Origin of the sequence: Pseudomonas sp. NPDC086112 (assembly GCF_044746425.1) — a bacterium.
Taxonomy (GTDB): domain Bacteria; phylum Pseudomonadota; class Gammaproteobacteria; order Pseudomonadales; family Pseudomonadaceae; genus Aquipseudomonas.
The window spans coordinates 91,090-101,349 of record NZ_JBIVCD010000006.1; the positions used below are offsets into that span (position 1 = coordinate 91,090).

Genomic DNA, 10,260 nt, shown 5'->3' on the forward strand with positions numbered 1-10,260 from the left:
CCCAAAGCACGACAGGTCAAAAAACAAAACCCGCTCCCCAAAAGGAGCGGGGTGGATCGAGCTTAAGCTTGAGTAGCGTACTTGGCCAGACGCGGGTCGCTTTTCAGCACGGCCAGGGTGTTGGTATGCACGTCATCAGCGGTCACGTCAGCTTTGCTGAAGATTTGCTGGAAGTGCTGATGAGTCACAGCGGCGAAGTGCGCACGGTCTTCCGGCGCCACGCCCAGTACTACGGCGTAAGTGGTCAGCGCTTCGCCCTGACCTTTAGCCATGTCTTCGGACAGCTCGTTCATCATGCCATTCATGGCGATCCAGGATTTGCCGCCATAGGTCAGCGACGCATTGGTCGAGCAACCGTTGGTACCGGAGGTCATACCGAACGTTGCGTTACCGGAAGTGCCGTTGGTGGTGGATGCCAGGAAGTGTGCCGGGGTGCCACGCTGACCTTCGAACAGCATGTTGCCCCAACCGCAGTCCGGACCGCCTGGCGCCTGAGCCATGGCGTTGATGGATACAGCGGTGAAGAGAGTACCGAGAAGAATCCGTTTCATAGCTATGTTCTCTTTGTGTGCATACCAATGGACAGGGTGCTGGCCCCTAATGGTGCCAGTGGGCCGGTTATTCGTTCCAGCCGCGCAGTTTGGAGTTTAGGCACGTTCCGGGGGTTCCGTTACTTTTTGCGAAACATTCGTTGAAAACATTGATTTTGAGCTGCTCGGCCCGGGGTTGGCGCTTTGTCTAAGCGCGCGCCTTGCCAGTGAGGTACGGGCAGCGCCAGAATGCCGCTATCTGCCCCGCCTGATGTAAGGAAGCCCGATGCCTGATCCTGTTGCTGCCAGCTTGCGTCTAGCGCCTGAAGCGCTGACCCGTCCGTTTTCCGCTGAACAGTTCAGCTTCTAGACGACCAATGATCTGGATCCCTTCAGGGGTGTTCTTGTCCAGTAACGTTGGGTTTTTTCCTTGCAGTTCGGTGTGGCCATGCCACGCCCCGGTTATAACGTATTCGTCATGGGCGAGCCCGGCACCGGCCGTTTTTCGTTCGTCAAACGCTACCTCAAGGCCGAAGGCAAGCGCCTGCAGACCCCGGCTGACTGGGTCTACGTCAATAATTTCGATGAGCCGCGCGAGCCTCGTGCGTTGGAATTGCCGTCGGGCACCGCCGGTGCTTTCATCGGTGACATCAACGGCTTGATCGACAACCTGCTGGCGACCTTTCCGGCCGTGTTCGAGCACCCGTCCTATCAGCAGAAGAAAAGCGCCATCGACCGCGCTTTCAACCAGCGTTATGACCGTGCACTGGATGTGATCGAGCGTCTGGCGCTGGAGAAAGAGGTCGCGCTCTACCGCGACAGCAGCAACATCGCCTTCACCCCGATGAGCGAAGGCAAGGCACTGGATGAGGCTGAGTTCGCCCAGTTGCCGGAAGCCGAGCGCGAACGTTTTCATGACGACATTGCCGGGCTGGAAGAGCGGTTGAACGAAGAACTCGCCAGCCTGCCGCAATGGAAGCGCGAGTCGAGCAATCAACTGCGTCAGCTCAACGAAGAAACCATCACCCTGGCCTTGCAGCCATTGCTCGCTCCGCTGTCGGAAAAGTACGCGGAAAACGCCGGCGTTTGCGGTTACCTGCAAGCGATGCAGGTGTACCTGCTCAAGACGGTGGTCGAGCAACTGGTGGACGACAGCAAGACCGACGCCATCGCCCGCAAGCTACTGGAAGAGCAATACGCCCCCAGCCTGGTGGTCGGTCATCCGTTCAGTGGCGGCGCGCCCGTGGTGTTCGAGCCGCATCCGACCTACGACAACCTGTTTGGACGCATCGAATACAGCACCGATCAGGGCGCGCTCTACACCACCTATCGGCAGCTGCGACCGGGTGCGCTGCACCGGGCCAACGGCGGTTTCCTGATTCTCGAAGCGGAAAAAATGCTCAGTGAGCCTTTTGTCTGGGATGCGCTCAAACGCGCCCTGCAATCGCGCAAGCTGAAAATGGAATCGCCTCTGGGTGAGTTGGGCCGGCTGGCCACCGTGACGCTGACACCGCAACACATTCCGTTGCAGGTGAAAGTCGTCATCATCGGCGCCCGACAGCTCTACTACACGTTGCAAGACCTCGATCCGGACTTCCAGGAGATGTTCCGCGTCCTGGTGGATTTCGACGAAGACATCCCGATGGTCGACGAGAGCCTGGAGCAGTTCGCCCAGTTGCTCAAAACCCGTACGTCCGAGGAAGGCATGGCGCCGCTGACCGCCGATGCGGTGGCGCGTCTGGCGACTTACAGCGCGCGTCTGGCAGAACATCAGGGACGTTTGTCGGCGCGGATCGGCGATCTGTTCCAACTGGTCAGCGAGGCGGATTTCATTCGTGACCTGGCGGGTGACGACATGACCGACGCCGGGCACATCGAGCGTGCGCTCAAGGCCAAGGCCACCCGTACCGGGCGTGTTTCGGCGCGGATTCTCGATGACATGCTGGCCGGGATCATTCTGATCGACACCGATGGCGCGGCTGTTGGCAAGTGCAACGGGCTGACGGTACTGGAAGTCGGCGATTCGGCCTTCGGGATTCCGGCGCGGATTTCCGCCACGGTTTATCCAGGCGGCAGCGGCATCGTCGACATCGAGCGCGAGGTCAACCTCGGTCAGCCGATCCACTCCAAAGGCGTGATGATCCTTACCGGGTATCTGGGCAGCCGTTATGCCCAGGAATTTCCGCTGGCGATTTCCGCGAGTATCGCCCTGGAGCAGTCCTACGGTTATGTCGACGGTGACAGCGCGTCTCTGGGGGAGGCGTGCACGCTGATCTCGGCCTTGTCGAAAACCCCGCTCAAGCAGTGTTTCGCGATTACCGGTTCGATCAACCAGTTCGGTGAAGTGCAGGCGGTGGGTGGGGTCAACGAGAAGATCGAAGGTTTCTTCCGGCTCTGCGAAGCCCGTGGTTTGACGGGGGAGCAAGGGGCGATCATTCCTCAGGCCAACGTTGCCACGCTGATGCTCGACGAAAAGGTGCTGGCGGCGGTGCGCGCGGGGCAGTTCCATGTCTACGCGGTGCGCCAGGCCGACGAGGCTCTGAGTCTGTTGGTCGGCGAGCCAGCCGGCGCGCCGGATGAGAATGGCGCATTCCCTGAAGGCAGCATCAACGCGCGGGTAGTGGAACGCTTGCGGGTGATTGCGGAAATGATCAGCGAGGAAGACCTCAAGGAAGCCGAAAAGGAGTTGGCACAGGAAGCGATGCTGGAAATCAAACCGGCCTGACACAACCCCCATGTGGGAGCGGGCTTGCTCGCGAAGACTGACTAACATTCAACATCAATGTCGACTGTTATGCCGCCTTCGCGAGCAAGCCCGCTCCCACAGGTTCTGTAGTGTTTTGCAGACTGTATTCAATGCAAAAGAGCGCCATCAAAATGGCGTCAAGAATTCACGCAGTGACCACTCGGCACCTTCTGATTCTGGTTCGCGTGCGAGCCAGACTTTTCTTCTATTATCTGCTCAAGGATATCGACAGTAATCACTGGATCGAGACAGCCTTCCCGTGGAGGCTGAATACCGGATCTACCGAGGGTCGCCGCCATGTCGCGCAACCTCTGTCTCACCCGTCAATGCCTGGGCCTTGTGACCCGTATCGAATGTGCTATCCGCCCGCTGGCGGGAGATACGGGCATGTGGACCTTGCTCTTCGCCGCCGGAATGGCCGGCGAGCAGCCTTCTGCCATCAAGGCCCAAGGCCCGTTCCGTGGGCCGGTCGTGGCGGAATCGATCCTCGACACCATCGTTGAAAGTCTGACCTTGCATGGTTACGAACTGGCCGACGACCCGCAAATCTGGTGCCTGCATCTGCAAGCCCAGTTGCGAGAGATCAATGGTGGTCGTTACCGCAACCTTAGCGGACCCGAGTTTCGGCCCGAGCACTGAACAGGCTATTGATCAAGGCTGCCTGGCTCAGCCTTGTCGAGTTTGACCTCAAACCCATATTGCACGGTGGTGAGGTTGGTTCGCTGATAAGTTTCCAGACGTGTGGGCTGGCCATAGAAGTAATGCACTGCAAATAACGCCGGGCCTTGCGCGCTCGCGTCGTGACTGACCGACAGAATCTCTTTCAAATAATTGCCGCTGTCGTCCTTGGCGAAAAAACGCCAGTCCTGGGCGGGAAACAGTTTCAAATCCACCACCAATGCATTCCCTTTGAACTCCAGGCCTTTGGGCAACTGGCGGGCGTCGTATGTTTGCTGGTCGATAGTCGCCAGAAAGTGCGGCATGGAGCCCACGGCGTAGGCCGGTGTTTCCGGAAACAGGTTCAGATCATAGGTGATGGCGCCGCGGATCGGATCGACCTCATACGCCTCCGGCGGCAGCTCTATCGGCCCATCGCGCTGGCCATTGCGGTCTTGGGTAAAGAACGTCACCGGGCTTTCGCCGGGATTGAAAGAGGTGCCGAGCAGTTCGTCATTGAAGCTTCTGGGGTGATTGAATTCGATGCGGGCGGCACTTGGGTCATCGACCGACTGACTGATGCTGATGCTTTTTTTCAGTTGCTCCTCGCTCAATGTTGCGCCCTTGAGCCAAGTCGCAGCCTGGTCGTCATACACCACCACCGGTAAGGTCAGCGGCTGGATGGTTTTTTCCGTGGTGTGCGGGTCGAAGCGGCGTATCGGCAGGTTCAGGTCCTTGTGGGTCACCGTGACCGCCGAGAAGTCCAGCAGGCTCACCTCGATGGTGTCGATCGGGCCGTTGAAGTAGACCTTGGTGTAATGCCGGGTTTGTTGTTGTTCAAACGCACGCTGCTCGTCATCGAGCTGTTTTTCGAACGCTTCGCTCCAGGCCTTCTGCTGTTGCATCTGCGCCAGTTGTTTTTGATAAAACGCAATTTGCGCGGCGGTTTCGTTGATCGCACCTGAACGAGAGAGGAATTGCCCGGTGGCGTCCCTGGCCTGAACGATCAATGGGGTGAGTGATATGTCACGTATCTCGGGGGCCAGCGGCGCGCTGTTACTGAATTCGATTTCGGCGTAGTTATCGCCCAGTTTCAATAAGGTGACACTGAGATTGTCGTTGGTGCGAGTCTGGCCGACGTCCTTTTTCGTCAGGTCGAAACTGTAGAGCCGGCGTGGGGCGATGACTTCCACCTTGCTTTGCAGGCTCACCGGTTGTGGTTGGTTCTTCTTGTCCACCTCCAGGCCTTCGATGAAGGGGTAGGTCACCGTCAAATCATCGGGGTTGGTCAGGTTGGAGCTCGACGGGCTCAGCTGAATGCCGGGATCGGTTTCCGACCATTCCGGCTGGAACGCGATGACGCGCTTGTTGCTCAGGGTCACCGATTGCCATTCCAGTCCATGAGGAAAAAGGAACGCGCCCGGAATGTTGAAGTTGAAGGGGAATACCGGTTGCAGATCGGTCAGGTAATCCGAGCTGGACTCCTTGTGCAGCACGAACAGACCGTTAATGTAGGTGTCGACCAGGGCCTGGGGTGTGGGGTAGTGCTTGAGCACGGCGAGGGCGTCTTCGCCGTATTCGGTGACCACTGGTTTGGTGTCGAGTTTGAGTTGTGCACGCTCGAGTAACAATAGGGAACCGCCTAGCTCGGCTACGGCATCCTTGAGTTTAGGGTCCTCGATCGTCTCCAGGGATTGTTCGAACTGTGCGATCTTTTCTTCGAGGCTGACCTGGCGTTTCTCATCGCTGGGTGAGCAGCCACCGAGCAACAATGCGAAGCAAAGCCCGGCACTCGTTAACGGCAATCGCACATCCATTTCCAGTCTTCCTGTCCGACGTCGCTGACCTGTCAATCATCTGGACACTAGCAGAAAAACTTTGTCACACACACGCAGGTTACGGATTTTCCGGCGGTTTCTGGGTGTAACAGGTGGCTGTTATACTCGCCGCCATTTCCAGCCCCTTGTGTGAGATTCAATGGAACGCTTTATCGAAAATGCAATGTACGCCTCCCGCTGGTTACTGGCGCCGATCTATTTCGGTTTGTCCCTGGGCTTGCTGGCGTTGGCACTGAAATTCTTCCAGGAAGTCTTCCACGTCATTCCTAACGTGTTCTCGATGGCCGAGTCGGACCTGATTCTGGTACTGCTGTCGTTGATCGACATGGCGCTGGTGGGCGGCTTGCTGGTGATGGTGATGATCTCTGGCTACGAAAACTTCGTTTCTCAGCTGGATATCGACGACAGCAAGGAAAAGCTCAACTGGCTGGGCACCATGGATTCGTCTTCGTTGAAGATGAAGGTCGCAGCTTCCATCGTGGCGATTTCGTCGATCCACCTGCTACGGATCTTCATGGACGCCAAGAACGTCGATCCCGAGCATTTGAAGTGGTACGTGGTCATTCACATGACCTTCGTGGTGTCGGCGTTTGCCATGGGCTATCTGGACAAGCTGACCAAGCACTGATCTGCACAATTCTTTGTAGGAGCGAGGCTTGCCCGCGAAGAGGCCGTGTCAGTCGACATAAGTGTTGCCTGTTACGCCGCCTTCGCGGGCAAGCCTCGCTCCTACAAGAAACGGTGTGAAACAGACGGGTGGTGCCGTCTGTAGCTTGTACTTTGGCCCGCCGAGGCATATCCATGTAGAGGTCCTGGCTCGCCAATGCCTGAGGTGTGCTCATGAACCTGCAAGAATTGAATGCGTATGCCGTCGCCGGAAAGGTCGATGAGCTGAACCTGATCTCGATGGAAGGCGTGTTTTACGTGCTGGAGGCACGGATGCATGGCGCGGGGCATCCATTGCGCGATGCGCACGGCGAGATATTGCATCTGCGCTCGGTCGAGCATGCGCGTGAAGTGCTTCATGCCTTTCCCAAGTTGTCGTTCAACGTCGTGCATACCTCGGCTCAGGATGAAATGTGCGGTGCCAGCACCGAGGAAAGCCTGAAGGTACCGATCACTTTCCGTTCCGCGTGACAGGGCCGACACGGCTCATCAACGTGACGGCATCTGTGCTAGTCTGCTCGCCCTTTTGATTCCGGGCGCTCCGGGATGCGCTGTGCATGCACGGCAAGTTCCAGGGCCGTCCGCACAACGGAGCAGTGTCATGTCCGAAGTAAATCTGTCTACCGACGAAACCCGCGTCAGCTACGGCATTGGCCGTCAGTTGGGCGACCAGCTGCGTGACAACCCGCCTCCGGGCGTTAGCCTGGACGCAATCCTGGCTGGCCTGACCGACGCGTTCGTCGGCAAGCCAAGCCGTGTGGGTCAGGAAGAGATGTCCGCCAGCTTCAAGGTGATCCGCGAAATCATGCAAGCCGAAGCTGCAGCCAAGGCTGAAGCCGCTGCTGGCGAAGGCCTGGCTTTCCTGGCTGAAAACGCCAAGCGCGAAGGCATCACCACTCTGGCTTCCGGCCTGCAATTCGAAGTGCTGACTCAAGGTGAAGGCGCCAAGCCAACCCGTGAAGATCAAGTGCGCACCCACTACCACGGCACCCTGATCGACGGCACTGTGTTCGACAGCTCCTACGATCGTGGTCAGCCTGCAGAATTCCCGGTAGGCGGCGTTATCGCTGGCTGGACCGAAGCCCTGCAACTGATGAACGCCGGCAGCAAATGGCGTCTGTACGTGCCGAGCGAACTGGCTTACGGCGCTCAAGGCGTTGGCAGCATTCCGCCGCACAGCGTACTGGTATTCGACGTCGAACTGCTCGACGTTCTGTAAGACCTGGGTGTCGGAACGGGCTCGGTCATGTGGGAGCGGGCTTGCTCGCGAAGGCGGTGTGTCATTCAGCGATGATGTTGAATGTCATGACCTCTTCGCGAGCAAGCCCGCTCCCACAGGGCTCGCTCCGACATGTTGCATTTTCATAGTTCAATTTTATGGTTCAAATCGCTGGTCGGGCGCAACGCCCGGGCATAGCAGAACAGAAACAGATTGCGCACCAGTTCCTTGAGCACCACCGGCTCGCTGGAACTTAAACCGTTGACGTCCAGATCACCCTGATCCTGCAGCTCGTTCAAGGCTTCTTCTTCAAGCACCGCACAGACTTCCCCGGTTTCCCGATGCAGGATTCTGAGGTAGGGGTGTGGGCGGTCCAGCCAGGCATCGATCAAATAAGTCATGAGTCTAATCTCCATTGATGGGTTTCAATGAGAATAATTCTTATTCATCAAATAGCAAGGGCCTATTGGCGGTTTGTGTTTTTTTCTGTGGGGAAATTGCTGAGTGTCAAAACGACTGGCGTTTGGCTATTGCGCGGGAATGCTGGGTGATTCGGGGAAGGGCGAAGCACCATCCCACGCCGGGCGCGGGATGGAATGCAGCAGATTCAGACTTTTCTGACGAACTCGGATTTGAGTTTCATCGGGCCGATGCCATCGATCTTGCAGTCGATGTCGTGGTCGCCATCGCACAGGCGGATGTTCTTGACCTTGGTGCCGACCTTGACCACCAGCGACGTGCCTTTGACCTTGAGGTCCTTGATCACGGTGATGGTATCGCCGTCCTGCAGGACATTGCCGACCGAGTCCTTTTTCACGGTGTCATCGGAAGTCACTTCGGCTTCGCCACCGGCGGACCACTCGTGGGCGCACTCTGGGCAGATCAGCTGGGTGCCGTCTTCGTAGGTGTATTCGGAATTGCATTTTGGGCAGGGTGGCAGCGTGCTCACTAAAGCTCCTTGGATTCAGGATGGCTAAAAAGCGCACATTATATAGGGTTTATACAGGGGAGGGGGCGACACATGATTTTGTAGGAGCGAGGCTTGCCCGCGAATGCGATCTACCAGTCGACACCAATGTGACTGACACACCGCATTCGCGGGCAAGCCTCGCTCCTACAGGGCGCGCGTTAGTTAGTGCGTGCGGGCGACCGCGAACTCACTCAACTCAACCAACGCATCGCGGTATTCGCTAGCGGGCAGGGCGTCGAGGCACTTGATCGCACGGGCCACATAATCGCGGGCCAGTTGCGCGGTGTAGTCCAGCGAACCGGACGCTTCAACAGCTTCGCGAATGCTTTCCAGATCTTCGATGCCACCTTTCTGGATCGCCTGACGAACCAGTGCGGCCTGCTCAGGAGTGCCTTCGCGCATGGTGTAGATCAGCGGCAGCGTCGGTTTGCCTTCGGCCAGATCGTCACCGACGTTCTTGCCCAGGGTTTCGGCATCGCCGCGGTAATCCAGCAGGTCGTCGACCAATTGGAAGGCCACCCCCAGGTGATCGCCGAAGGTGCGCAGTGCTTCGCTCTGTTCCGGCGAGGCGCCGGCCAGGGCCGCGGCACTGTGGGTCGAGGCTTCGAAGAGCATCGCGGTTTTGCCGCGGATGACTTCCATGTAGGTTTCTTCGGTAGTGCTGGCGTCGCGGACCTTCGACAGTTGCAACACTTCGCCTTCAGCGATGATGCGCGTGGCTTGCGAAAGGATCTTCATCACCGGCATGGAGCCCAGTTCGACCATCATTTCGAAGGAGCGCGAATACAGGAAGTCGCCCACCAGCACGCTCGGCGCGTTGCCCCACATGGCGTTGGCGGTCGAGCGGCCACGGCGCATGCCGGACATGTCGACGACGTCGTCGTGCAGCAGGGTGGCGGTGTGCAGGAACTCGATGGTCGCGGCCAACAGGCGCAGGTCATCGCCTTCGCGGCCGAGTGCCTTGCCGCACAGCAGCACGAGCAACGGGCGCAGGCGTTTACCGCCAGCCGAGGTAATGTAGTCGCCGATTTTCGATACCAGCGGCACTCGGGAAGTCAGCTGTTTCTTGATGATGCCGTCGACGGCGCTAAAATCGTCCGCCACCGCGCGGTAGAAAGCTTGGGGTTGCATCAGCGACAGTTGCTCCAGAAGGGTTGCGCGGCATGCTAGGACCCACGTCCGGGCCTGTCAAGGCGCGATGGACAGCCTCTTGCATCGCCCCGGAAGCTTGCGTACAATCGCGCACCCTGAACTTCCTGGGCAGCACCTGCCTTACGCAATTGCAAACAGGCCTTCCAGCCTTATGCAGCCATGCCAGCCAATACCTCTTCTTATAAAGAGCTGGGTGAGCAGGATTATCGGAGAAATACCATGTCTTATGCAGTAATCGTTACTGGTGGCAAGCAGTACAAAGTTGCTCCAGGTGAATACCTGAAGATCGAAAAACTGGAAATCGCTACCGGCGAATCCGTTACTTTTGATCGCGTTCTGTTGGTTGCCAATGGCGACGACGTGAATATCGGCGCTCCAGTTGTTCCTGGCGCTACCGTTGTGGCTGAAGTGATCTAACAAGGTCGTCACGATAAAGACCGCATCATCAAGTTCCGTCGTCGTAAGCACCACATGAAGCGTAT

General features: G+C 57.9%; 9 protein-coding genes and 2 pseudogenes. 6 read left to right on the plus strand and 5 right to left on the minus strand.

Going from position 1 to position 10,260, the window contains the following annotated elements; all coding sequences use genetic code 11:
* Positions 1-62: 62 nt before the first annotated feature.
* Positions 63-551 (minus strand): DUF3015 domain-containing protein, encoded by a 489-nt coding sequence (locus tag ACIPLA_RS06725; protein WP_007901840.1) that lies wholly within the window; start codon positions 549-551, stop codon positions 63-65.
* A 265-nt stretch (positions 552-816) separates the two neighbouring features.
* Between ACIPLA_RS06725 and ACIPLA_RS06730 the strand changes: the two are divergent.
* Together ACIPLA_RS06730 and ACIPLA_RS06735 are read left to right on the plus strand one after the other, a co-directional pair.
* Positions 817-3,255 (plus strand): annotated as a pseudogene (locus ACIPLA_RS06730) (Lon protease family protein).
* A 318-nt stretch (positions 3,256-3,573) separates the two neighbouring features.
* Positions 3,574-3,915 (plus strand): hypothetical protein, encoded by a 342-nt coding sequence (locus tag ACIPLA_RS06735; RefSeq protein WP_007901845.1) that lies wholly within the window; start codon positions 3,574-3,576, stop codon positions 3,913-3,915.
* Between the two features lie 5 nt (positions 3,916-3,920).
* On the opposite strand, the gene ACIPLA_RS06740 is transcribed toward ACIPLA_RS06735, so the two are convergent.
* Positions 3,921-5,750 (minus strand): hypothetical protein, encoded by a 1,830-nt coding sequence (locus ACIPLA_RS06740; RefSeq protein WP_401172548.1) that lies wholly within the window; start codon positions 5,748-5,750, stop codon positions 3,921-3,923.
* 160 nt (positions 5,751-5,910) lie between these two features.
* On the opposite strand from ACIPLA_RS06740, the gene ACIPLA_RS06745 reads away from it, so the two are divergent.
* From ACIPLA_RS06745 to ACIPLA_RS06755, 3 genes are all read left to right on the plus strand, one after another.
* Entirely contained in the window at positions 5,911-6,399 is a 489-nt protein-coding gene (locus ACIPLA_RS06745; protein WP_007901849.1) for a TIGR00645 family protein, read from the plus strand.
* A 212-nt stretch (positions 6,400-6,611) separates the two neighbouring features.
* Entirely contained in the window at positions 6,612-6,908 is a 297-nt protein-coding gene (locus ACIPLA_RS06750) for a DUF6482 family protein (RefSeq protein WP_401172551.1), read from the plus strand.
* Positions 6,909-7,038: 130 nt separating this feature from the next.
* Entirely contained in the window at positions 7,039-7,656 is a 618-nt protein-coding gene (locus ACIPLA_RS06755) for an FKBP-type peptidyl-prolyl cis-trans isomerase (RefSeq protein WP_401172554.1), read from the plus strand.
* A gap of 143 nt (positions 7,657-7,799) precedes the next feature.
* On the opposite strand, the gene ACIPLA_RS06760 is transcribed toward ACIPLA_RS06755, so the two are convergent.
* The 3 genes from ACIPLA_RS06760 to ACIPLA_RS06770 all read right to left on the minus strand — a co-directional run bounded on the left by ACIPLA_RS06760 (position 7,800) and on the right by ACIPLA_RS06770 (position 9,757).
* On the minus strand, positions 7,800-8,057 hold the full coding sequence (locus ACIPLA_RS06760) for a hypothetical protein (protein WP_095632313.1): 258 nt from the start codon (positions 8,055-8,057) through the stop codon (positions 7,800-7,802).
* Between the two features lie 206 nt (positions 8,058-8,263).
* Positions 8,264-8,605 (minus strand): zinc ribbon domain-containing protein YjdM, encoded by a 342-nt coding sequence (locus ACIPLA_RS06765; protein ID WP_123497102.1) that lies wholly within the window; start codon positions 8,603-8,605, stop codon positions 8,264-8,266.
* A gap of 183 nt (positions 8,606-8,788) precedes the next feature.
* Positions 8,789-9,757 (minus strand): polyprenyl synthetase family protein, encoded by a 969-nt coding sequence (locus ACIPLA_RS06770; RefSeq protein ID WP_030129461.1) that lies wholly within the window; start codon positions 9,755-9,757, stop codon positions 8,789-8,791.
* A gap of 240 nt (positions 9,758-9,997) precedes the next feature.
* Between ACIPLA_RS06770 and rplU the strand changes: the two are divergent.
* A pseudogene (gene rplU, locus ACIPLA_RS06775) lies at positions 9,998-10,260 on the plus strand (50S ribosomal protein L21); the annotation flags it as partial.

What these genes read in the sequence shown, in the direction of transcription:
- ACIPLA_RS06770 (WP_030129461.1), bottom strand. Translation starts at nt 9,757, where the DNA reads ATGCAACCCCAAGCTTTCTACCGCGCGGTGGCGGACGATTTTAGCGCC.
- ACIPLA_RS06745 (WP_007901849.1), top strand. Translation starts at nt 5,911, where the DNA reads ATGGAACGCTTTATCGAAAATGCAATGTACGCCTCCCGCTGGTTACTG.
- ACIPLA_RS06750 (WP_401172551.1), top strand. Translation starts at nt 6,612, where the DNA reads ATGAACCTGCAAGAATTGAATGCGTATGCCGTCGCCGGAAAGGTCGAT.
- ACIPLA_RS06740 (WP_401172548.1), bottom strand. Translation starts at nt 5,750, where the DNA reads ATGGATGTGCGATTGCCGTTAACGAGTGCCGGGCTTTGCTTCGCATTG.
- ACIPLA_RS06760 (WP_095632313.1), bottom strand. Translation starts at nt 8,057, where the DNA reads ATGACTTATTTGATCGATGCCTGGCTGGACCGCCCACACCCCTACCTC.
- ACIPLA_RS06755 (WP_401172554.1), top strand. Translation starts at nt 7,039, where the DNA reads ATGTCCGAAGTAAATCTGTCTACCGACGAAACCCGCGTCAGCTACGGC.
- ACIPLA_RS06725 (WP_007901840.1), bottom strand. Translation starts at nt 551, where the DNA reads ATGAAACGGATTCTTCTCGGTACTCTCTTCACCGCTGTATCCATCAAC.
- ACIPLA_RS06735 (WP_007901845.1), top strand. Translation starts at nt 3,574, where the DNA reads ATGTCGCGCAACCTCTGTCTCACCCGTCAATGCCTGGGCCTTGTGACC.